The sequence below is a fragment of the Neisseria subflava genome, assembly GCF_024205705.1.
In the GTDB taxonomy this organism is placed as follows: Bacteria; Pseudomonadota; Gammaproteobacteria; order Burkholderiales; family Neisseriaceae; genus Neisseria; species Neisseria subflava_D.
Genome location: NZ_CP073115.1, coordinates 2,098,074 through 2,121,082, shown reverse-complemented (window position 1 = coordinate 2,121,082; position 23,009 = coordinate 2,098,074). Strand labels below are relative to the sequence as shown.

Annotated in this window: 14 protein-coding genes, 2 tRNA genes and 3 rRNA genes; 16 read left to right on the top strand and 3 right to left on the bottom strand. The window is 47.4% G+C overall.

What is annotated here, in order from left to right:
- Positions 1-138 precede the first annotated feature (138 nt).
- On the bottom strand, positions 139-1,509 hold the full coding sequence (gene ffh, locus KCG54_RS10185) for a signal recognition particle protein (RefSeq protein ID WP_070645238.1): 1,371 nt from the start codon (positions 1,507-1,509) through the stop codon (positions 139-141).
- A 181-nt stretch (positions 1,510-1,690) separates the two neighbouring features.
- Here ffh and KCG54_RS10180 point away from each other — a divergent pair, with 181 nt between their 5' ends.
- The 11 genes from KCG54_RS10180 (at position 1,691) to KCG54_RS10130 (ending at position 13,607) form a co-directional block, all read left to right on the top strand.
- A complete protein-coding gene (locus KCG54_RS10180) occupies positions 1,691-2,503 on the top strand; it encodes a cytochrome C assembly family protein (RefSeq protein ID WP_254324106.1) in 813 nt (270 codons plus the stop codon).
- Positions 2,504-2,952: 449 nt separating this feature from the next.
- Positions 2,953-4,493 (top strand): 16S ribosomal RNA (locus tag KCG54_RS10175).
- 105 nt (positions 4,494-4,598) lie between these two features.
- A tRNA-Ile gene (locus KCG54_RS10170) sits at positions 4,599-4,675 on the top strand.
- A gap of 5 nt (positions 4,676-4,680) precedes the next feature.
- A tRNA-Ala gene (locus KCG54_RS10165) sits at positions 4,681-4,756 on the top strand.
- Between the two features lie 348 nt (positions 4,757-5,104).
- Positions 5,105-7,992 (top strand): 23S ribosomal RNA (locus tag KCG54_RS10160).
- Between the two features lie 95 nt (positions 7,993-8,087).
- A 5S ribosomal RNA gene (rrf, locus tag KCG54_RS10155) occupies positions 8,088-8,201 on the top strand.
- Together the 16S, 23S and 5S rRNA genes with 2 tRNA genes alongside form the textbook arrangement of a ribosomal RNA operon.
- A 384-nt stretch (positions 8,202-8,585) precedes the next feature.
- Positions 8,586-8,873: a ComEA family DNA-binding protein gene (locus KCG54_RS10150; protein WP_036472233.1), complete on the top strand. Its 288-nt coding sequence runs from the start codon at positions 8,586-8,588 to the stop codon at positions 8,871-8,873.
- 185 nt (positions 8,874-9,058) lie between these two features.
- Positions 9,059-9,553 carry a type IV pilin protein gene (locus tag KCG54_RS10145; protein ID WP_254324105.1) on the top strand — a complete coding sequence of 165 codons (495 nt, stop codon included), beginning with the start codon at positions 9,059-9,061 and terminating at the stop codon, positions 9,551-9,553.
- Positions 9,554-9,774: 221 nt separating this feature from the next.
- A complete protein-coding gene (gene uvrB / locus KCG54_RS10140) occupies positions 9,775-11,802 on the top strand; it encodes an excinuclease ABC subunit UvrB (protein WP_254324104.1) in 2,028 nt (675 codons plus the stop codon).
- 349 nt (positions 11,803-12,151) lie between these two features.
- Positions 12,152-13,297, top strand: coding sequence for a hypothetical protein (locus KCG54_RS10135; RefSeq protein ID WP_254324103.1), 1,146 nt, complete (start codon positions 12,152-12,154; stop codon positions 13,295-13,297).
- Positions 13,298-13,343: 46 nt separating this feature from the next.
- Positions 13,344-13,607, top strand: coding sequence for a PAAR domain-containing protein (locus KCG54_RS10130; protein ID WP_049332348.1), 264 nt, complete (start codon positions 13,344-13,346; stop codon positions 13,605-13,607).
- Positions 13,608-13,659: 52 nt separating this feature from the next.
- On the opposite strand, the gene tssC is transcribed toward KCG54_RS10130, so the two are convergent.
- Both tssC and tssB read right to left on the bottom strand, forming a co-directional pair.
- Positions 13,660-15,195, bottom strand: a complete 1,536-nt coding sequence (gene tssC / locus KCG54_RS10125) for a type VI secretion system contractile sheath large subunit (protein ID WP_128580714.1) — start codon at positions 15,193-15,195, stop codon at positions 13,660-13,662.
- 38 nt (positions 15,196-15,233) lie between these two features.
- Entirely contained in the window at positions 15,234-15,734 is a 501-nt protein-coding gene (gene tssB / locus KCG54_RS10120; protein WP_049332195.1) for a type VI secretion system contractile sheath small subunit, read from the bottom strand.
- Between the two features lie 159 nt (positions 15,735-15,893).
- On the opposite strand from tssB, the gene tssK reads away from it, so the two are divergent.
- From tssK to tssH, 5 genes are all read left to right on the top strand, one after another.
- The gene (gene tssK, locus KCG54_RS10115; protein WP_254324102.1) at positions 15,894-17,240 is read left to right on the top strand and encodes a type VI secretion system baseplate subunit TssK; all 1,347 of its coding nucleotides are present in this window, start codon (positions 15,894-15,896) and stop codon (positions 17,238-17,240) included.
- 1 nt (position 17,241) lies between these two features.
- A complete protein-coding gene (locus KCG54_RS10110) occupies positions 17,242-17,904 on the top strand; it encodes a DotU family type IV/VI secretion system protein (protein ID WP_101756361.1) in 663 nt (220 codons plus the stop codon).
- Positions 17,905-17,921: 17 nt separating this feature from the next.
- Positions 17,922-19,550: an OmpA family protein gene (locus KCG54_RS10105; protein WP_254324101.1), complete on the top strand. Its 1,629-nt coding sequence runs from the start codon at positions 17,922-17,924 to the stop codon at positions 19,548-19,550.
- 70 nt (positions 19,551-19,620) lie between these two features.
- Positions 19,621-20,109 carry an Hcp family type VI secretion system effector gene (locus KCG54_RS10100; RefSeq protein ID WP_049332188.1) on the top strand — a complete coding sequence of 163 codons (489 nt, stop codon included), beginning with the start codon at positions 19,621-19,623 and terminating at the stop codon, positions 20,107-20,109.
- A 71-nt stretch (positions 20,110-20,180) separates the two neighbouring features.
- A complete protein-coding gene (gene tssH / locus KCG54_RS10095; RefSeq protein WP_254324100.1) occupies positions 20,181-22,997 on the top strand; it encodes a type VI secretion system ATPase TssH in 2,817 nt (938 codons plus the stop codon).
- Positions 22,998-23,009: the final 12 nt, after the last annotated feature.

The window sequence follows — 23,009 nt, the reverse complement described above, 5'->3', positions numbered from 1 at the left end:
CTGAAAATAGGATTTCAGACGGCCTTTTATATTTAGGATCTATAGAATAAATGGTTGCTTAAAGCCTTATGGTTTTAAATTTGAATACAAAACAAAACGCCGTCTGAAATTTCAGACGGCGTTTTCGGTCAAATCGGCTTACAAACCCGGGAACATGCCTTTCATTCCCTTCATGCCTTTGGCCAAGCGCATCAGTTTGCCCAAACCGTTGCCGCTGAACATCTTCATCATTTGTTGCATTTGTTCAAACTGTTTGAGCAATTTGTTCACTTCCTGCACGGTTGTACCTGCACCCATCGCAATACGGCGTTTGCGGCTGGCTTTGAGCAGGGCAGGGTTGGCGCGTTCTTTAGGGGTCATCGAGTTGATGATGGCTTCTACTTTGCCCATCGCTTTTTCAGCCGTTCCTTCGGGGATTTGTTTCGATATTTGGCCCAGTTCGCCCGGCATTTTCGACATCAGGTTTTCCAAGCCGCCCATATTGCGCATCTGCTGAATTTGTTCTTTAAAGTCATTGAGGTCAAAGCCTTTGCCTTTTTGCAGCTTTTTCGCCATTTTGGCGGCGGCTTCTTCATCAATACCTTTTTGAACGTCTTCAATCAGGGTTAATACGTCGCCCATGCCGAGGATACGGCTGGCAAGACGGTCGGGGTGGAAAGGTTCGAGGCCGTTGATTTTTTCGCCGACACCGATAAATTTAATCGGTTTGCCGGTTACATGGCGTACGGACAATGCCGCACCGCCGCGCGAGTCGCCGTCCATCTTGGTCAATACGACACCGGTCAGCGGCAGGGCTTCATTAAATGCTTGAGCAGTGTTTACTGCATCCTGACCCAACATGGCATCGATAACGAACAAAGTTTCAACCGGGTTGACCGCCGTATGAAGCGCTTTGATTTCGTTCATCATCTCTTCATCGATTGCCAAACGGCCGGCGGTATCGACCATCAAGACATCGTAAAAATGTTTTTTGGCGTAATCGACGGCGGCAGTTGCAATCTCAACCGGTTTTTGGTTGGTATCGGATGGGAAAAAGTCCACGCCGACCTGTTCGGCCAACAGACGCAGCTGTTCAATCGCGGCAGGGCGGTAAACGTCGGCAGATACCACTAAGACTTTTTTCTTCTGATCGTTTTTCAGCAGGCGGGCGAGTTTGCCGACGGTTGTTGTCTTACCGGCACCCTGCAAACCGGCCATTAAAACGATGGCAGGCGGTGAAACCGATAAATCCAGTGTTTTGTTTTCCTTGCCCATCAATTCGACTAAGGCTTGGTTGACCACACCAATAAAGGCTTGGTCAGGCGTCAGGCTGCCGACGACTTCTTGGCCAAGAGCCTGTTCTTTGACTGTGTTGACGAATTCTTTAACGACGGGTAATGCAACGTCGGCTTCCAGCAGGGCAAGACGAACCTCGCGCAAGGCTTCTTTAATATTGTCTTCGGTCAGCGTTGATTGGCCGCGAATATTTTTAAGTACCTTGCTGAAGCGGTTGGTCAGGTTGTCTAACATACTTATCCTTGATAATGAGAATAGCTGCCCAATACAGGGCATTCTTTGTTAAAATAAAATTCGGATTATTTTACACGATAGTCCGAAGTTATGCTTCAAGAACACAAACACGACACCAAGGCCGTCTGAAACCCTGCCGGCTGTCCGTCTAGTGTTCACATGTCTATTGAGAAAGATATTTATGCCGATTGTCTTAATCTGCCTTATGCTGGTGTATGCCGGATTGGGCGCATTTTCCTGGTTGCAACATAAAAAGCACAATAATAAGTCTTACCCGCTGAAAACCGAACTGCTGATTTTGAGCGGCGCATTATTGGTACATGGCGCAGCATTGATGTTCCCTGTATTGCAGGATAGGGTATTGATTACCGGTTTTGGTTATTCGCTCAGCCTGATAGTTTGGCTGATGCTGATGATGTACTGTTTGGGCAGCTTCTTTTATTGTCTGCGCGGAGTGCAACTCTTATTGTATCCCTGTGCCGCATTGACCTTATTGTTGGGTTTCCTTTTCCCGGGAGATTTTTCAGGCCGTCAAATTGTAGACTTATTGCCGCTGTCGCACATTGCATCATCATTGCTCGCATACGGACTGTTTGGCATCGTTACCTTATTTGCCATCCTGATCCTTTTGCTCGACCGCAATCTGCACAAACGCCGTTTTTCTGCATTGGTCAGCTTCTTGCCACCTTTATTGAGTTTGGAGAAACTCATGTTCCAAGGTATGTGGGCAGGTTTCATTTTATTGACCTATTCCGTTATCAGCGGTACGTTTTTTGCCGAAGCCGTTTTCGGCAAACCCATGACCTTCACGCATAAAACCATCTTCAGTATTATGTCGTGGCTGATTTATGGCGCATTATTGTTGAAACACAGCATGACCGCATGGCGGGGTAAAAAAGCCGCAGTTTGGACTATTGTCGGATTTGTCAGTCTGATTTTTGCCTATGTAGGCAGCAAATTCGTCCTAGAAATTGTCCTTCAACGTATTGGATAAATAGAAACCATAAAAAAGGCCGTCTGAAACCAAAATTTCAGACGGCCTTTTTTTGTGTTTTTTTGTATGTATGGATTGTGTAGAAAGGTTGTTGGAGTTTTTTTATAAAATAAAAACCCTGTTAAAACAGGGCGGTGGTTAAATTTCTGAAAATAATTTTGCGAAAGGTGTTGACTGGTTTTATTGTGAGGCGTATAGTTCGGTTCTTCGCTGCTGACGCGGTGAAGAAAACGAAGCAGACAGTATAACACAGTTAGTTAAAATTTTCGATAATTTTAGTTGACATTTGCTAAATGTACTGTATAATTCGATTCGCTCTTTAAAAAACAGATTACCGATAAGTGTGAGTGCATTAGGCCTCACACTGTTTGAAAGACAGACAAGATGATGTTTTAGACATTGTCCTGTCGGTTTCTTTGAAGCAGACCAGAAGTTATAAGTTAGAGATTGAACATAAGAGTTTGATCCTGGCTCAGATTGAACGCTGGCGGCATGCTTTACACATGCAAGTCGGACGGCAGCACAGAGAAGCTTGCTTCTTGGGTGGCGAGTGGCGAACGGGTGAGTAATATATCGGAACGTACCGAGTAATGGGGGATAACTAATCGAAAGATTAGCTAATACCGCATATTCTCTGAGGAGGAAAGCAGGGGACCTTCGGGCCTTGCGTTATTCGAGCGGCCGATATCTGATTAGCTAGTTGGTGGGGTAAAGGCCTACCAAGGCGACGATCAGTAGCGGGTCTGAGAGGATGATCCGCCACACTGGGACTGAGACACGGCCCAGACTCCTACGGGAGGCAGCAGTGGGGAATTTTGGACAATGGGCGCAAGCCTGATCCAGCCATGCCGCGTGTCTGAAGAAGGCCTTCGGGTTGTAAAGGACTTTTGTCAGGGAAGAAAAGGCTGTTGCTAATACCGACAGCTGATGACGGTACCTGAAGAATAAGCACCGGCTAACTACGTGCCAGCAGCCGCGGTAATACGTAGGGTGCGAGCGTTAATCGGAATTACTGGGCGTAAAGCGAGCGCAGACGGTTACTTAAGCAGGATGTGAAATCCCCGGGCTCAACCTGGGAACTGCGTTCTGAACTGGGTGACTAGAGTGTGTCAGAGGGAGGTAGAATTCCACGTGTAGCAGTGAAATGCGTAGAGATGTGGAGGAATACCGATGGCGAAGGCAGCCTCCTGGGATAACACTGACGTTCATGCTCGAAAGCGTGGGTAGCAAACAGGATTAGATACCCTGGTAGTCCACGCCCTAAACGATGTCAATTAGCTGTTGGGCAACTTGATTGCTTAGTAGCGTAGCTAACGCGTGAAATTGACCGCCTGGGGAGTACGGTCGCAAGATTAAAACTCAAAGGAATTGACGGGGACCCGCACAAGCGGTGGATGATGTGGATTAATTCGATGCAACGCGAAGAACCTTACCTGGTCTTGACATGTACGGAATCCTCCAGAGACGGAGGAGTGCCTTCGGGAACCGTAACACAGGTGCTGCATGGCTGTCGTCAGCTCGTGTCGTGAGATGTTGGGTTAAGTCCCGCAACGAGCGCAACCCTTGTCATTAGTTGCCATCATTTAGTTGGGCACTCTAATGAGACTGCCGGTGACAAGCCGGAGGAAGGTGGGGATGACGTCAAGTCCTCATGGCCCTTATGACCAGGGCTTCACACGTCATACAATGGTCGGTACAGAGGGTAGCCAAACCGCGAGGTGGAGCCAATCTCACAAAACCGATCGTAGTCCGGATTGCACTCTGCAACTCGAGTGCATGAAGTCGGAATCGCTAGTAATCGCAGGTCAGCATACTGCGGTGAATACGTTCCCGGGTCTTGTACACACCGCCCGTCACACCATGGGAGTGGGGGATACCAGAAGTAGGTAGGGTAACCGCAAGGAGCCCGCTTACCACGGTATGCTTCATGACTGGGGTGAAGTCGTAACAAGGTAGCCGTAGGGGAACCTGCGGCTGGATCACCTCCTTTCTAGAGAAAGAAGAGGTCTGATGCATTCACACTTATCGGTAAACTGTAAAAGATGCGGAAGAGAAAAGCTTGAGTGAAGACAAGATTCGCTTAAGAAGAGAATCCGGGTTTGTAGCTCAGCTGGTTAGAGCACACGCTTGATAAGCGTGGGGTCGGAGGTTCAAGTCCTCCCAGACCCACCAAGAACGGGGGCATAGCTCAGTTGGTAGAGCACCTGCTTTGCAAGCAGGGGGTCATCGGTTCGATCCCGTTTGCCTCCACCAAGAACTTTACAAATCAAAGGAAGCCTGCTATACTTAGCAGCTTATTTTGATTTGCGAAGTGAAATATCGACGCATCGATCTTTAACAAATTGGAAAGCCGAAATCAACAAACAAAGACAATGAGTTTGTTTTGATTTTTTGTTCTTTGCAAAGGATAAAAAATCTCTCGCAAGAGAAAAGAAAACAAACACAGTATTTGGGTGATGATTGTATCGACTTAATCCTGAAACACAAAAGGCAGGATTAAGACACAACAAAGCAGTAAGCTTTATCAAAGTAGGAATTTCAAGTTTGCTTCCCTAGTCAACGGGTAGGCAGACGAAGTCAAAGAGGTTCTTGAAATGATAGAGTCAAGTGAATAAGTGCATCAGGTGGATGCCTTGGCGATGATAGGCGACGAAGGACGTGTAAGCCTGCGAAAAGCGTGGGGGAGCTGGCAATAAAGCTATGATCCCGCGATGTCCGAATGGGGAAACCCACCTCTTAGGAGGTATCCTTATCTGAATACATAGGATAAGCGAAGCGAACCCGGAGAACTGAACCATCTAAGTACCCGGAGGAAAAGAAATCAACCGAGATTCCGCAAGTAGTGGCGAGCGAACGCGGAGGAGCCTGTACGTGATAACTGTCGAGATAGAAGAACAAGCTGGGAAGCTTGACCATAGTGGGTGATAGTCCCGTATTCGAAATCTCAATAGTGGTACTAAGCGTACGAAAAGTAGGGCGGGACACGTGAAATCCTGTCTGAATATGGGGGGACCATCCTCCAAGGCTAAATACTCATCATCGACCGATAGTGAACCAGTACCGTGAGGGAAAGGCGAAAAGAACCCCGGGAGGGGAGTGAAATAGAACCTGAAACCTGATGCATACAAACAGTGGGAGCACCCTTGTGGTGTGACTGCGTACCTTTTGTATAATGGGTCAACGACTTACATTCAGTAGCGAGCTTAACCGAATAGGGGAGGCGTAGGGAAACCGAGTCTTAATAGGGCGAACAGTTGCTGGGTGTAGACCCGAAACCGAGTGATCTATCCATGGCCAGGTTGAAGGTGCCGTAACAGGTACTGGAGGACCGAACCCACGCATGTTGCAAAATGCGGGGATGAGCTGTGGATAGGGGTGAAAGGCTAAACAAACTCGGAGATAGCTGGTTCTCCCCGAAAACTATTTAGGTAGTGCCTCGAGCAAGACACTGATGGGGGTAAAGCACTGTTATGGCTAGGGGGTTATTGCAACTTACCAACCCATGGCAAACTAAGAATACCATCAAGTGGTTCCTCGGGAGACAGACAGCGGGTGCTAACGTCCGTTGTCAAGAGGGAAACAACCCAGACCGCCAGCTAAGGTCCCAAATGATAGATTAAGTGGTAAACGAAGTGGGAAGGCCCAGACAGCCAGGATGTTGGCTTAGAAGCAGCCATCATTTAAAGAAAGCGTAATAGCTCACTGGTCGAGTCGTCCTGCGCGGAAGATGTAACGGGGCTCAAATCTATAACCGAAGCTGCGGATGCCAGTTTACTGGCATGGTAGGGGAGCGTTCTGTAGGCCAATGAAGGTGCATTGTAAAGTGTGCTGGAGGTATCAGAAGTGCGAATGTTGACATGAGTAGCGATAAAGCGGGTGAAAAGCCCGCTCGCCGAAAGCCCAAGGTTTCCTACGCAACGTTCATCGGCGTAGGGTGAGTCGGCCCTAAGGCGAGGCAGAAATGCGTAGTCGATGGGAAACAGGTTAATATTCCTGTACTTGATTCAAATGCGATGTGGGGACGGAGAAGGTTAGGTTAGCAAGCTGTTGGAATAGCTTGTTTAAGCCGGTAGGTGGAAGACTTAGGCAAATCCGGGTCTTCTTAACACCGAGAAGTGATGACGAGTGTCTACGGACATGAAGTAACCGATACCACGCTTCCAGGAAAAGCCACTAAGCTTCAGTTTGAATTGAACCGTACCGCAAACCGACACAGGTGGGCAGGATGAGAATTCTAAGGCGCTTGAGAGAACTCAGGAGAAGGAACTCGGCAAATTGATACCGTAACTTCGGGAGAAGGTATGCCCTCTAAGGTTAAGGACTTGCTCCGTAAGCCCTGGAGGGTCGCAGAGAATAGGTGGCTGCGACTGTTTATTAAAAACACAGCACTCTGCTAACACGAAAGTGGACGTATAGGGTGTGACGCCTGCCCGGTGCTGGAAGGTTAATTGAAGATGTGCAAGCATCGGATCGAAGCCCCAGTAAACGGCGGCCGTAACTATAACGGTCCTAAGGTAGCGAAATTCCTTGTCGGGTAAGTTCCGACCCGCACGAATGGCGTAACGATGGCCACACTGTCTCCTCCTGAGACTCAGCGAAGTTGAAGTGGTTGTGAAGATGCAATCTACCCGCTGCTAGACGGAAAGACCCCGTGAACCTTTACTGTAGCTTTGCATTGGACTTTGAAGTCACTTGTGTAGGATAGGTGGGAGGCTTTGAAGCAGAGACGCCAGTCTCTGTGGAGCCGTCCTTGAAATACCACCCTGGTGTCTTTGAGGTTCTAACTCAGACCCGTAATCCGGGTCGGGGACCGTGCATGGTAGGCAGTTTGACTGGGGCGGTCTCCTCCCAAAGAGTAACGGAGGAGTTCGAAGGTTACCTAGGTCCGGTCGGAAATCGGACTGATAGTGCAATGGCAAAAGGTAGCTTAACTGCGAGACCGACAAGTCGAGCAGGTGCGAAAGCAGGACATAGTGATCCGGTGGTTCTGTATGGAAGGGCCATCGCTCAACGGATAAAAGGTACTCCGGGGATAACAGGCTGATTCCGCCCAAGAGTTCATATCGACGGCGGAGTTTGGCACCTCGATGTCGGCTCATCACATCCTGGGGCTGTAGTCGGTCCCAAGGGTATGGCTGTTCGCCATTTAAAGTGGTACGTGAGCTGGGTTTAAAACGTCGTGAGACAGTTTGGTCCCTATCTGCAGTGGGCGTTGGAAGTTTGACGGGGGCTGCTCCTAGTACGAGAGGACCGGAGTGGACGAACCTCTGGTGTACCGGTTGTAACGCCAGTTGCATAGCCGGGTAGCTAAGTTCGGAAGAGATAAGCGCTGAAAGCATCTAAGCGCGAAACTCGCCTGAAGATGAGACTTCCCTTGTGGTTTAACCACACTAAAGAGTCGTTTGAGACCAGGACGTTGATAGGTGGGGTGTGGAAGCGCGGTAACGCGTGAAGCTAACCCATACTAATTGCTCGTGAGGCTTGACTCTATCATTTGAAGAACTTCAAAGATAAAAGCTTACTGACTGATTCAGTCATCACCATTTATACCGATTAAGGCTTTACCGATTTGTAACAGTTTAAGTTTGGCGGCCATAGCGAGTTGGTCCCACGCCTTCCCATCCCGAACAGGACCGTGAAACGACTCAGCGCCGATGATAGTGTGGTTCTTCCATGTGAAAGTAGGTCACCGCCAAACAACCATTCCGAAGCCCCCGACTGATGTCGGGGGCTTTTTACATGCCTGTTGTTTCTGTCGGTTTGGTGGCAGAATTGGGGTAACAGGTGTTGGGATCAAACATTGGGGTAGTAATGTGCCGGTGTTTATGGAGTATTCGTGCATCTTGGTATTGGGATCGGAAATATTTACCCTGTTGTTATTCTTGCACAAAAGTACCGAAAGTTACGGTTAACTGTTTAGAATATTTGAAATCAAACGATATTTGAGTTAATATGTCGTAAGCATTTATGTGGTATGGGCTGTTGCCCTATCTGCGTATGTGACAGTGTTTACAGAGTGGAATAAAACCATTCGGTAGACTTCCTGACTGATTCAATCAAACACGTTATGGGAAAAAATCTGATGAAGAAATTTTTATTTGGTGCATTTGCCGCTGTTTGTGCAGCATTCTCTTTGGCCGCCGTGAACATCAATACCGCATCTTCTGCCGAACTGGAGGCCTTGCCGGGTATCGGCCCGGCTAAGGCGAAATCGATTGTAGAATACCGCCAGAAGAACGGTGCGTTCAAATCGGTGGAGGAGCTGAAAAACGTGAAGGGCATTGGTGATGCGGTGCTGAACAAGTTGAAGGCGGAGGCGACGGTTTCTTCTGCCGCGCCTAAGGCTGCCCAGCCTGCCGTGAAAAAATAACCTGACGGACGATCGTACCGTAATGCCGCCCTGCGGCCGAACCGTTTGCCGGTTGGGCCACGGGGCGGCTTTGTTTGGGGGGGGAATAAAACTTGAACCAGTGGAGACTTTACATGGGGTGAAGGGATAAACGGATAGGGCGCCTCTTGTTGGATAGGGATATAGAAGATAAAGGGAAGAAAGATATGTACTTAAAAGCATTTGACAGAAAACGGGATAGGGCAACTGTGCAGAGGGGCTACTCCTTGATACAGCTGCTGGTGGTGATGCTGCTGGTTTCGATCTTGGCGACGGCGGCCTTTACGGTCTATCGGGAATCGGTCCGCTCGGCCAACCTGCGTGCGGCTCATGCCGCACTGCTGGAAAATGCGCGCTTTATGGAGCAGTTCTATACGAAAAAGGGCAGCTTTAAGCTGACGTCGACGAAGTGGCCGGAATTGCCGGTGAAGGAGGCGGGCGGTTTCTGTATCAGGATGAGCGGCCAGGCTAAGGGTATCCTGGAGGGTAAGTTTACCTTGAAGGCGGTGGCGCTGGACAGGGAGGCGGAGCCGAGGGTGCTGCGCTTGAATGAGTCGCTGACGGCGGTGGTGTGCGGGAAGATGAAGGGGAAGGGCAGTTGTACGGACGGTGAGGAGATATTTAGGGGCAATGATGCGGAGTGTAAGCCTTTTATGGGGTGACAATAGAGTGGAAAGGAGATAAAAAAGTAAAAAGGACGTGCACAGGCACGTCTTTGGGGGAGAGGGGAGTTTAATTGTTCCTGCCAACACAACCAACCTCAGTTAGCTTTAGCTAAGGAAGGAGATGAAATATTTAGTCTTATCAGATTGGCACACTATCAATTTTCAGACGGCCCTTTGTTATAATCCTCTCTTTACCTGAACATAAAACAGGCCGTCTTATGGAAGTCATCCAATATCCCAATTCTCCGTTTAAACTCCACCAGCCCTTCCCACCTGCCGGTGACCAGCCCACTGCCATTGCCGGCCTGCTCGAAGGGCTTTCAGACGGCCTTGCCTACCAAACCCTGCTCGGTGTAACCGGTTCGGGCAAAACCTATACCATGGCGAACGTCATCGCCCAAAGCGGCCGCCCCGCCATCATCATGGCGCACAACAAAACCCTTGCCGCCCAGCTCTATGCCGAAATGCGCGAGTTTTTCCCCGAAAACGCGGTGGAATATTTTGTGTCTTATTATGACTATTACCAGCCCGAAGCCTATGTGCCCAGCCGCGATTTGTTCATCGAAAAAGACAGCGCGATCAACGAACACATCGAACAGATGCGCCTTTCCGCCACCAAAAACCTGATGACGCGCGACGACGTGATTATCGTCGCCACCGTGTCCGCTATTTACGGTATCGGCGACCCGACCGAATATCAACAAATGGTATTGTCCGTCAAAGAAGGCGACACCATTGAGCAGCGCGACATCATCGCCACGCTCGTTTCCATGCAGTACGAACGCGGCGATTTGGACTTCAAACGCGGCAGCTTCCGCGTGCGCGGCGACGTGATTGACGTGTACCCCGCCGAAAGCTCCGAAAATGCCTTGCGCATCAGCCTGTTTGACGACGAAATTGACCGCCTCGATATGTTCGACCCGCTTTCAGGCAGCCTTATCCAGCGCGTCGGCCGCTACACCGTCTTCCCATCCAGCCACTACGTTACCCCGCGCGACACCGTCTTGCGCGCCTGCGAGTCCATCAAAGAAGAACTGCGCGAACGCATCGAATTTTTCGCCCGCGAACAACGTCCCGTTGAGCAACAACGTATCGAACAGCGCACCCGCTTCGACCTCGAAATGCTCTACGAAATGGGCTTCTGCAAAGGCATCGAAAACTACTCCCGCCACTTCTCCGGTAAAAAAGAAGGCGAACCGCCGCCCACGCTGATGGACTACTTGCCCGACAACGCCATCATGTTCATTGACGAAAGCCACGTTACCGTCACCCAAATCGGCGGCATGTACAAAGGCGATGCATCGCGCAAGCAAAACCTCGTGGACTACGGCTTCCGCCTGCCTTCCGCCCGCGACAACCGCCCGCTCAAATTCCACGAATTTGAAAAAGTCATGCCGCAAACCGTCTTCGTTTCCGCCACCCCCGCCAAATACGAAGAAGAACACGCCGGACAAGTGGTCGAACAAGTCGTCCGCCCCACAGGGCTGGTCGACCCCCAAATCATCATCCGCCCCGTCGCCACCCAAGTCGATGACTTAATGAGCGAAATTAACGACCGCATCCAAAAAGGCGAACGCGTACTCGTTACCACCCTCACCAAACGCATGGCGGAGCAACTCACCGACTATTACAGCGAACTCGGCATCAAAGTGCGCTACCTGCACAGCGACATCGACACCGTAGAGCGTGTTGAAATTATTAGAGATTTGCGGCTCGGATTGTTTGACGTACTCGTCGGCATCAACCTCTTGCGTGAAGGCCTCGACATCCCCGAAGTCTCCCTCGTCGCCATCCTCGACGCCGACAAAGAAGGTTTCCTGCGCTCCCACCGCAGCCTGATTCAAACCATAGGCCGGGCCGCGCGCAACGTGAACGGCGTTGCGATTTTGTACGCCGACAAAATCACCGACTCCATGAAAGCCGCCATCGACGAAACCGAACGCCGCCGCGAAAAACAGATTAAATTTAACGAAGAGCACGGCATCATACCGCAGCAGATTAAAAAACAAGTCAAAGATATCATTGACGGCGTGTACCACGAAGAAGACAGCAGCAAAGGCCGTCTGAAAGGTAAAAACAAGGTTAAAGTCGGCGAGATTCACAACGAAGAAGACGCGATTAAAGAAATCGCCAAACTGGAAAAAGCCATGCAGCAGGCGGCTAGGGATTTGCAGTTTGAAGAGGCTGCTGTGTTACGCGATAAAATTAGGAATATTAAAGAGAACTTATTGTTTGGATCGGAATAAATTTAGGAGAAACTTACCCATCTTAGAGGATAAGCATTTTAGGTTGAGGATAACATTTTCAGTTTTAGTTTAAAATGCCGTATTTTATTAAATAGCTGGTTAAACTTTTTACTTGGAAGTTTTTTGAAGCTAAGTTTGATATATTGAATATAATTAAGCTTATGGTTAAATGGGCTTGTATATAGGATGTGAAAATTTTTTAGAAGAGCCTGTATAGTTCTATATTAAACGTTTAATTAATAAATGGTTAGATAGTTACATAGATAATATTAAGAATCTATGTGCTAATGTTTAACCAATATAATTATTTTTATATATAATTGATTTTTTGAGTATAAGGCTATTTAAAATGCAATGGAATATTCCTGAAGTTCCCGCAACATTAGTTCCAGAAGTCAAAAATAAGTGGGGAAAACCATGGATGTGGGCCGCTACTTTGGCATTTGCATGTTGCTGTTCATTGCTATGGATTTTATTGCTGAAAAAGTATGCAATTTATTCGTTGGTCTTTCCTGTTATATGGTTTGCAGCACTTTCTTACCGCTATATTTCTTCAGTCCATCGTTATGCCGCTATGGAGGCATGGCAGAAAGAAAAAGACAATATTCGTAGGAAGTGGACAGAGTGGGCTGGTAAGAGGGTTGCTGTAATAGACGCTTATGTAGCTCTGCCGTCTGAAATTGCACTGAATGATGTAATTGCTGAAACTAAAGGTAATGAGAGATTTGATTGTATTGCTTTTATTGATGGAGAAGATAATTTTGAACGACCATTGTGTCATGAAACAACGGTGTGGCAATTAGAAGAAAGAATTAGATCTTTGGCTGAGTTTTCAAAAAAATTGACCGTACATATCCATACTCCTGACAACGATATTTATGAAGCCTGGCAAAATAAGCTAATCAATATGTCGGAAACTATTGGTATAGAAAACTTGGATCTGGCCATCATGCCTCTACAGGATATGAGTGGATTTATCGATAATTGGTTTGAGAAATCTGAACCTGAAGGTATCCATGCTGTCTTATCGGCTTGGTTAAATCCAGATATAGATGATTTAGAATTTACTGAAACAGTAACCTGGATAGTTTTTTCCTCTCTGTATTTGGCTAAACAGAATAATCTACCAATTCGTGCATGGGTACAACGACCTATTACGCTGGATGATGGAAAACAACCACAGTTATTGAAAAAATATGTGGATTATGGATTACATGGTGAAGCAGTTGATGCAGTATGGTTTGCTTCTTCACATGAGGAAATCCAGCAATATATGGATGGGATTAAGGCAGCAGGAGGAGACTGGAATTACGACAGAAATAGTGTTTTAAGACATAATCCTGGACTTTTTATGGGACCTCTTGCTTCGGAAAATCAATTGCTCATGTTAGGTTTGGCTGTTGAAAATACTGATCAGAAAAATCAGTTATTTGGTTGGAATACGGATAATGGTTTTTATATGGGGCGTTTGATTCAGGCTTATGGTAATGTCTGAGATCTACTATCTGGTTTATAGGAATTGACGGTAAAGGAATGTAAAAATGAAGGGTATTATTAGATTGGGCGATTCTACTACGCATGGTGGTATGGTCATTCAAGCATCTTCCCAAATGACTATTGAAGGAAAACCTGCGGCACTAGTTGGAGATTTGGTTAGTTGCCCTATAACCGGTCATGGTGACAATCCGATTATTGAAGGCAGTCAGTATATGATGTTTGAAGGTAAAGCAGTTGCTGTCGATGGTTGTAAAACTGCATGCGGATGTGCTTTGATTAGTAGTTTGCCCAGTGTTGGGAGTGATTAAAAAAATCCTCTTTCCTTTTTGGAAAGAGGATTTTTCAAGTTTGCCTAATTGCTTATTTCTTTTCTTTAGGCATTTGAGATACCAATGACAAGTTGACATCCAAGCCTTCGATTTGAAAGTGCGGGCGGGCAAATAGGCGGACTTTGAAGAAGCCCGGGTTGTCCTCGATATCTTCCACCAATACTTTTGCCTCCCTCAACGGATGTGTTGCCTGCAGCTCGTCGCTCGGGTCGGTCATTTCCGTTACCAGGGTATTGATCCAATTATTCAGTTCCAACTCAAGCATACGGCGGTCTTTGGTGGTACCGATGTTTTCACGCTGGATCAGTTTGAGGTAGTGTGCCAGACGGGAAAGCAGGAAGACGTAAGGTAAACGGGCGTTAATGCGGCTGTTTGCGGTTGCTTCCTTGGTCTCGTACAACGCAGGTTTCTGAGTCGAGTTGGCGGAGAAGAAGCAGGCATAATCGCGGTTTTTATAGAAAGACAGCGGAACAAAGCCCAAGTTGGCAAATTCGAATTCGCGGGTTTCCGGAATCAGGACTTCTGTCGGGATTTTCATTTGATTGCCGGTGCCCAGGTCGTACATGTGAATAGGTAAATCTTCAATCAAACCGCCGGCCTGCGGGCCGCGAATTTGGACGCACCAACCGTTATTGATGAAGCTGCGTACCATATTGGCGGCAAAGGCAAATGATGCATTTGCCCACAAATAGCGGTTATGCTCCGTACCTTTTACCTGTTCTTCGTAATTGAAGCTGCGGACAGGCACGGTATCGCTGCCGTACGGCAGACGGGCAAGGAAGCGGGGAAGGGTCAAGCCGATATAGCGTGCATCGTCTGTTTCGCGGAAGCTTTTCCATTTGATGTATTCGGCACGGTCCATATAGTTGGCCAAGTCTTGGATGGCGGCCACTTCCTCCATGCTTTCTTTGCCGAAGAAAGATGCACCGACCGAGCCGATAAATGGCATATGTGCAGAAGCGGAAACACGCGAGATATTGCGCAGCAAAGCCATATCTTGAGGGCTGCGGTCAAATTCGTAGTTTGAAATCACGGCGCCGATAGGTTCGCCGCCCGGGGTGTCGTATTCGTTACTGTAAGTGTGGCGGTACAGTCCGCTTTGCACGATTTCAGGCGCATCTTCAAAGTCTTGAATCAAATCTTCTTTGGAAACATCAAGAATTTCAATTTTGACATTGTGACGGAAGTCGGTTCGGTCGACCAAGAATTTCAAACCGCGCCATGCGGATTCGATTTTTTGAAATTCTTCGTTATGGAGGATTTCATCCAGTTGACGGCTGAGTTGTTCGTCGATACGGGCAATGTGGTAATCGAGCAGGCTTTTGTCCAGGCGTTCCACTTTTTGGGAAGAGTCTTGGATCATTTTCATGAAGACGCTGACGGCTGCGGCGATACGCTCGTCGGCAGAGGCTTCCGACATTTTCTCGGCACTTTGGAATTGCTCGATATCGATGACGGAGTCAACGGCGTTCAGATTGATTTTTTTACACAGGTCTTCATAAACACTGTTTGTGCTTTCTTGTTCGATAACTGTAGTTTGGGCTTGGGCCTTTTGGCTTTTTTGCATATTTGAATCCTTACGGGTATTTCAGACGGCCTTTGATATTACTTATTATTGATAGGTGCGATTTTTTCAAGACGGTCGCGCAGTTCGGCAGACAGGTTTTCGTCACGCAGAATGGCTTCCAATTCGCGACGGAAAGCAGAGTCGTCCAATAAGTTGGATTTCAAATCGCGAAGCAGGTTGCGCATAGCCAGCAAGGCACGCAATTCCGGCACATTCTGGGCAATTTGTTCCGGATGGAAGTCGCGCATGGATTTGAAATCCAAATTCACATTCATCTCGCCGCCGGCAGGAGAGAGTGTGTTTTTGACGGTCAGATTGGCTTTAGGATTGAAATCGGATAATACTGAATCAAAGTTGTTTTTGTTGATATTGACTTTTTCTTTTTCGGCAAGATCGCGTTTATCTTGGCCGTTGCTGTAATCGCCGGTTACTAAAAGCTTAAGCGGCAACTCAACCTTTTTTTGTGCGCCGCCGGTATGCAAGTCCAATTTAATATTGATACGGGAAGGCGGAACTTCGTTTTGAAAACTTTTGCTCACGATGAAATTTATCCTTTTTTGATAGATTAAATGACACTTATGTCATTTTTTCAAATAAAATGCAAGGTATGGGGTCAGGAAATATCCTGATTGGTTAGTATAAATGTTAGACAGATAGCTTGTCTATCGTATTCAAATTTACCGGAAAAAGGTTTTTCAGTGAAATTTCACAAGCCGTTATGGGAAGAGGGGGTACTCCTATCGCCTCAACATTTTCAACAACAAGACAAATTCAATAATCATATGCATGCCCTGTTAATGAGAATGATGGGGGATTTTAGGTGGGGCTGTTTTCAATGTGAATTTGACCGTCAGGCATTAGAAGTTGGAAAAATCAAATTAGATACACTTCAGGCATGCTTGCCGGATGGCACCTTAATTGATTTGCAGGCCGGCGGACGCCACGTCAATGTGCGCAATATTGAAGGTCTGCCTTTACAGCAACGAAATGTTGTATTGTTGGCACTGCCCGTCTATCAGGCGCATGTTTCAAACTTGGTAGATGAGGATGAAACCAAAGATACGCCCAAGCGCTTTGTTAAGAGCTTTGAGAAGGTGGAGGATATTTTCTCTACCGAGGAAACAGAGTTTGCGGTGGAGGGATTGAATCTCACCATTCGTTTCGATTTTGAACAAAATGACGACTATATTACCTGTCCTATCGGTGCAATAGAGAAAGATGAGACGGGTGCTTTCGTTTGGGCTAAAAACTATATCCCGCCATTGTTATCCATAACAGGATCGGAAACTTTATTCTCTTGTCTTAACCGCATCACTTTGATGGTATTATCCCGTATAGAGAATTTGTCTGCCCGCCGCCGCTCTCGGAGCGAAAGTGTCGTTGATTTTTCAGTTTCCGATTCGATGCTGTTTTGGTTTCTGCATGGCTTAAATACCATTTATCCGGAATTGAAGCACCTGAATGACTACCCGCAGAAGCATCCGGAAGAGTTTTATAAACTTTTGGTACGCCTGCTGGGTATGCTGTATACCTTTAGAGCCAACGAGTCCGTTAAAGAGATAGACTCATATGATCACTTTGATTTGTTTGGAACATTCAACCGTTTGGAACAAAAAATCCGTGATTTGCTGGATGAGGTTATTCCTTCCCCTGTTATCGAATTGTCACTGGAGCATCTGAAATCGACGCATTGGCGCGCCCAGATATTTGATGACCGAATCAATGCTGATGCAGAGTTTTATCTTTCCGCCCATTCCGACTCCGTCGACTTTTTGGAATTGCAAAAACAGCTGCCTTTGGTCAGCAAAATCGGTGCGCCCGATGATGTGGAGCGGGTAATTAATACGGCAGTGGTCGGCGTACCTTTACATCACCTTCATCAGACTCCGCCGGGCCTGCCTTTTAGAATGGACAATGTGTATTTTAGGTTGGATAAACGGCATGTCGCGTTTGATAGGATGATGCAGTCCCAAGTATGCAGCATTTATGTTCCGGCCTCTATTTCTGATTTACATTTAAGCCTATTTGCAGTAGTGAGTATTTAATATGAATAACCAACCCTTAATTAGAACCGTTTTGAGAGATACTGCTTTGGCGGTATCCGCATTATCTGCCGGCTTTACACCTGACCATTCCGAATCATGGTATGCTCATTGCAAAAATCTGATTCAAGATTTAAAGGCAAAATTAGCTGAGCTTGGATGGAAAGAGGCGGATATTGAAGAAGTTTCATATGCACAATGCGCCCTTTTGGATGAGGTTGCACTGCGCACGCTGAAAGGTAACGACAGGGAAGTATGGGAAAGAAACCCTATGCAGGTTTGTTTTTTCCAATCATATAATGCAGGGGATATCCTGTGTGACCGAATCGAATCTTTGTGTAAAAACCACAAGGATGCCAGCCCCTTAGTGGCGGAAACCTATCTGAGTGTGATTAATTTGGGCTTCAGGGGCCGATATGTTCTGGATGAAGATGCATTACACACCGCACAGGAACAGTTGAAAAAAATCACACCCGCCTTTCCAAGCAATGCCGTATCGGAAGACGGTAAGTTGTTTTATATAGATCAAAAGGGAACGCCGCTGAAAAAAGCATTCAGCCTCCGTCCTGCCTGGCTGCTTGTGGGAAGCATTGTTGTAGCAGCGGTTGCATACTTTGCATTTAGATATTATCTGGATGGTTTGGTTGAACAAATACAAGCATTGTAATTTCAAGTGTTTATATAATGACTTATCGGAAAATTTCGGTTCTGGCAACCTTGGCTGTTTTTGAGCTCGTTTTACTGTATGTGTTCGCAGTATATTGGCAGGCAGGTTGGATAATCAAAGGCTGTGCTTGGGCATTGTCCGTTGGGGCTGCCTTTTATTATTGGCGTTTTTATCTAAAGAAAAAACGCGAACAAATCAATACGGATTTTTGGAAGAAAATCACAGAAGAATTGGATTCCAACGGAGATTTGGGTTGCTATACCATTCGTCTGCATGACTCTTCTGTGCCGAGAAAGTTGGTAGAGAGGGTAAATGAAACCGTCTATATCAATATGTCGGGTTCGGAAAATCTGCATCCGGTCGTTTCCAATTTGCTTGAAAATACAGCCCATAAGTATGTTTCTGTGAGTCTGGAGCTGTGGCTTTCCCCTGCGGAAAATACCGATATTGCGACCACTTTGCGCACATGGTTGCGTAATATACTTTTTCTGCAGAAGAGCACGGGTTTGACTATCCCAGTGCACTGGTTGATTCAAACGCCGGTGTCTTTTTTGTTTGATAGAAAAAACAGTCATTCCGTTTTTTCTATCATCAATAAGAAAGAACACAACCGTCTGCAGATAAACGAATTCTTAAAGAACCTGAAAAACGCCCTGTCCCTTAAATTCCTGCATGATAGCAATGCCCAGTATAGCCATCAATATATTTATCTGATGGAGGCACTGAATTTTTTAGAAGAAAAATTCTTAAAAAATACAGATAGCGGATGGGAGTATGTGGACATATGCAGTTTAAGCCTTGCCGATTGCGGAAATTTTCAAAATACATCTGAATGGGCAGCTTATCTGGTAAAAAATACAGATGGTCTTATTCCGACGGCAAAAAGCGTTCAACATGATTCGGTAAGATACATCCTATCCGAATATCTGGATAAATATGCCGTTTATCATAGAAATCATATTTCAGATATGATTTTTAAGGTATTATTCATTGGTGTTGCCGGTTTTTTTCTGGCCGCGTCGTTTTCAACTGTCAACAACAGCCGTTTGTTGGAACAAATCGGCACGCATATAGCGGACTTCCGCATGGAAACGGATAAAGCTGAACAGGATAAAAAAATAGGGCTGTTGAAGCAGGACTTGAAATTGCTTGAAGGATACCGTGATCACGGTGTTCCTGCGTATTTGGGTTTAGGGCTGTATCGTGCGCAGGCCTATACCCCCAAATTAAAAGCCTTAATTCCCGCCGAAGTTCCTAAAGCGCCCAAGCCTGTCAAAAAGCCGGAGCCGGTGGTTCTTACCCTGGACAGTTTGGCACTCTTTGAAACCGGCCAGTTTGAATTAAAAAATAATGCCAATAAAGCATTGATTGGCGTATTGAAGGCAATCGAATCACATCCTGATACCCGCATTTTAGTTGAAGGCCATACCGATAATGTCGGAAATCCTGTTTCCAATCAGCAGTTGTCAGAAAAACGGGCCCAATCCGTCAAAGACTGGTTGGTGATTTCCTCCAATGTTCCGGAGGGCAGGTTTGAAGTCAAAGGTTTTGGCGATACCAAACCGATTGCAGACAATCAGACAGAAGACGGTAAGGCCAAGAACCGCAGGGTTGAGATTATCCTTATTCCCTCGGCAACACAGTAATTCAATGCAGCACAAGTTGCTTTAAGCCTTAAAACTTAAAGCGTTTTTAATAAAACTAAGGAGTAAAAATATGGCAATTCCTGCTTATATGTGGCTGAAAGACGATGGCGGTTCCGCTATTAAAGGTTCCGTTGACGTTAACGGCCGTGAAGACAGTGTTGAGATCGTTGAGTTCCAACACAATGTCCGCATTCCTACAGATGCCAACACCGGCAAACTGACAGGTACCCGCGTTCATGAACCTATCGTATTGTACAAAGAATACGATGCGTCTTCTCCATACTTGTACAAAGCCGTGACCACCGGCCAAACTTTAAAAGAAGTAGAAATCAAGTGGTATCAAATTGATGCATCCGGTCAAGAGAAAGAGTACTTCAATACCAAACTGGACAACGTTAAAGTTGTCGCAGTAGGTCCTGTAATGCACAACATCAAAGACCCTGCACGCGAGCGTTACAACCACTTGGAACGCGTTGAATTGCGCTACGAAAAAATCACTTGGACTTATAAAGACGGCAACATCATTCATTCCGACAGCTGGAACGAAAGCCGCGCTTAATCATCCACATAAAGTGCTGCCTGATAAAGGTAGCACTTTTTTATAACACATTTTTACATCAGGGATATCAAATGTCTGCACATGATCAAGCCTTATTATTACGTCGTCTGAATACGCATTGCCAACAGGCAATGGAAGCCGCCGCCGGTTTATGTCAAACACGGGGTCATGCCGAAATTACGGTTGACCATTTGTTTATCAAGCTATTGGAATTAGGGGATGGCGATGTCGGCGCCTTATTGAGACGTTACGAAATAGATTCGGAAAACATCTGGAACCCTTTGCTGGACACGATGGATAAACTGCCGCGCAATGTCCGCGGTAATCCTTCACTGTCCAAATCACTGGTCAGCCTATTGTCAGACGCATGGCTACTGGCAAGTGACGAAGGCGCATCGGAAATCCGTTCCGCTTATCTGTATCAGGCATTGTTGAAATCCCCTTACCGTCTGATGACGCAGGATGCATGGCCGCTGTTGAGTCTGACGGAAACCCAAATAGGCCGTCTGAAAACATGGTTGGATGAAGTCTCAATCGAAGGCACCAACAATACGTTTGCCCAAACTTCTGCCGAAGAAGGCCAGGAAGGCACTCAGGCCGAATCCAAACCACAACCGGTTAAAGCAACCGGACAAAACGATGCATTGGCGCGCTTTACCGTCAACCTGACTGAAAAAGCAGCCCAAGGCGGCATCGACCCCGTATTTGGCCGCGAAACAGAAATCCGCCAAATGATGGATATTTTATCGCGCCGCCGTAAAAACAATCCGATTTTGGTCGGCGAGCCGGGTGTCGGCAAAACCGCACTGGTAGAAGGCCTGGCCTTGAAAATCGCCTCAGGCGAAGTGCCTAAAATATTAGAAAACACACAGGTATTGGTCTTGGATTTAGGCCTGCTGCAGGCAGGTGCGGGCGTCAAAGGCGAATTTGAACAACGCCTGCGTAACGTGATTGAAGCCGTTCAAAATTCCGAAGAGCCTATCTTATTGTTCATTGACGAAGCGCATACCTTAATCGGCGCTGGCAACAGCGCCGGTGGCGCAGATGCCGCCAACCTCTTAAAACCGGCCTTGGCACGAGGCGAATTGCGCACCATTGCCGCCACAACCTGGAGCGAATACAAACAATATTTTGAAAAAGATGCCGCATTGGAGCGCCGTTTCCAAATGGTCAAAGTAGAAGAGCCCGATGACGAATCAGCCTTTACCATGCTGCGCGGCTTGAAACAGCGTTATGCCGCCTACCATAAAGTCCATATTCAGGATTCCGCAGTCATCGCAGCCGTGCAACTCTCCAGAAAATACATTACTGGCCGCCAACTGCCCGACAAAGCCGTAGACTTGTTGGATACAGCCGCCGCCCGCGTCCGCATGAGCTTGGATACCGTTCCCCATATCTTCGGCTTGATGGAGGCACAGGCCTCCTCGCTGCAACGGGAATTGGAAGCATTGGATGCCGACAAACAACTGGGCCGTCTGAACGCGTCGCAAGAAGAAAACATCCGACAAGTCGAGCAGGAAATTGCCCAGCTGAACGAACAACGCGAAGAAATGAACCGCCGCTATCAGGAAGAAAAACAATTGGCGGACGAAATCCAATCCTTAATGGAAGCCGCCAAAAATACAGAATTGACTTCCGAAGAGCGGGAAGCCGCACAACAAAGCCTGACCGAGAAACAGCAACAGCTGGATGCCGTCGTCGCAGGCAAACCGCTGATTTTTACCAGCGTCGATGAAACCGTGATTGCCGACATTATCGCCGACTGGACAGGCGTGCCCGCAGGCAGCGTACTCAAAGACGAACTGGCCAACCTGCTGCAGCTCGAAAGCCTGCTTGAGCAACGCGTAGTCGGACAAAGCGAAGCCATCCATGCGATTGCGCAAAGTTTAAGGGCCGCCAAAGCCGGCCTGAAAACCAACGACTCCCCGTTGGGCGTATTCCTGTTGAGCGGCCCATCCGGTGTCGGCAAAACAGAAACCGCTCTAGCATTGGCAGACGCACTCTTCGGCGGCGAAAAATCACTGATTACCATCAACCTGTCCGAATACCGCGAAGCACACACCGTTTCCCAACTTAAAGGCTCGCCTCCGGGTTATGTCGGCTACGGCGAAGGCGGCGTATTGACCGAAGCCGTACGTCAAAAACCATACAGCGTCGTATTGCTGGACGAAGTCGAAAAGGCCCACAAAGACATCCTCAACCTCTTCTACCAAGTCTTCGACAAAGGCATGATGCGTGACGGCGAAGGCCGGGAAATCGACTTCAAAAACACCGTTATCCTGATGACTTCGAACTTGGGGGCAAACGAACTGACCCAGTTGCTGAAACCGCAAGAGCCAGAAGAGGCAGAAGAAGCCGCAGCAGAAAACCAAGAAGCAAACGAACAAGAACAGATCGCCGATACCGAAGTAGAACTTTCTGCACAAATGCCGGAAACTCCGTCTGAGCACACCGAAGTTTCAGACGGCCCTGCCGAAGCCGAAGAAGCACCCGAATACAGCTTGGAAGAACTGGCGGAAGCCATCCGTCCGATACTGACAGACCACTTCCAGGCCGCATTGTTGGCGCGTATGCAGGTCGTTCCTTACCGTCCGTTGGAAAAAGAAGCATTGGCTCAAATCGTCAGATTGAAGTTGGATAAAATAGCAGACCGGCTGTATGAAGCCCATCAAACGCGCCTCAGCTACAGTGAGGACTTTGCAGCGCTGCTGGCCGATTCCTGTACGACCGGCGACAGTGGTGCGCGCAACATTGACCACCTGCTGAACCGTCAGGTGATGCCGGCGATAGCCCAAAGCTTTTTACAATGGCAGCAGACGGCGGGTCATATGCCGGAGCGAGCGAGCTTGGAGGTTGGAGAAGAAGGTATAGACGTCTTGTTTGAGTAAGGCGGATTAAAG

Excerpts from the sequence above, each read along its gene's own strand:
- tssC (WP_128580714.1), bottom strand. The coding sequence starts at position 15,195 with ATGCAAAAAAGCCAAAAGGCCCAAGCCCAAACTACAGTTATCGAACAA.
- KCG54_RS10105 (WP_254324101.1), top strand. The coding sequence starts at position 17,922 with ATGACTTATCGGAAAATTTCGGTTCTGGCAACCTTGGCTGTTTTTGAG.
- KCG54_RS10145 (WP_254324105.1), top strand. The coding sequence starts at position 9,059 with ATGTACTTAAAAGCATTTGACAGAAAACGGGATAGGGCAACTGTGCAG.
- KCG54_RS10150 (WP_036472233.1), top strand. The coding sequence starts at position 8,586 with ATGAAGAAATTTTTATTTGGTGCATTTGCCGCTGTTTGTGCAGCATTC.
- KCG54_RS10180 (WP_254324106.1), top strand. The coding sequence starts at position 1,691 with ATGCCGATTGTCTTAATCTGCCTTATGCTGGTGTATGCCGGATTGGGC.
- KCG54_RS10135 (WP_254324103.1), top strand. The coding sequence starts at position 12,152 with ATGCAATGGAATATTCCTGAAGTTCCCGCAACATTAGTTCCAGAAGTC.
- KCG54_RS10100 (WP_049332188.1), top strand. The coding sequence starts at position 19,621 with ATGGCAATTCCTGCTTATATGTGGCTGAAAGACGATGGCGGTTCCGCT.
- ffh (WP_070645238.1), bottom strand. The coding sequence starts at position 1,509 with ATGTTAGACAACCTGACCAACCGCTTCAGCAAGGTACTTAAAAATATT.
- tssH (WP_254324100.1), top strand. The coding sequence starts at position 20,181 with ATGTCTGCACATGATCAAGCCTTATTATTACGTCGTCTGAATACGCAT.
- KCG54_RS10110 (WP_101756361.1), top strand. The coding sequence starts at position 17,242 with ATGAATAACCAACCCTTAATTAGAACCGTTTTGAGAGATACTGCTTTG.
- KCG54_RS10130 (WP_049332348.1), top strand. The coding sequence starts at position 13,344 with ATGAAGGGTATTATTAGATTGGGCGATTCTACTACGCATGGTGGTATG.
- uvrB (WP_254324104.1), top strand. The coding sequence starts at position 9,775 with ATGGAAGTCATCCAATATCCCAATTCTCCGTTTAAACTCCACCAGCCC.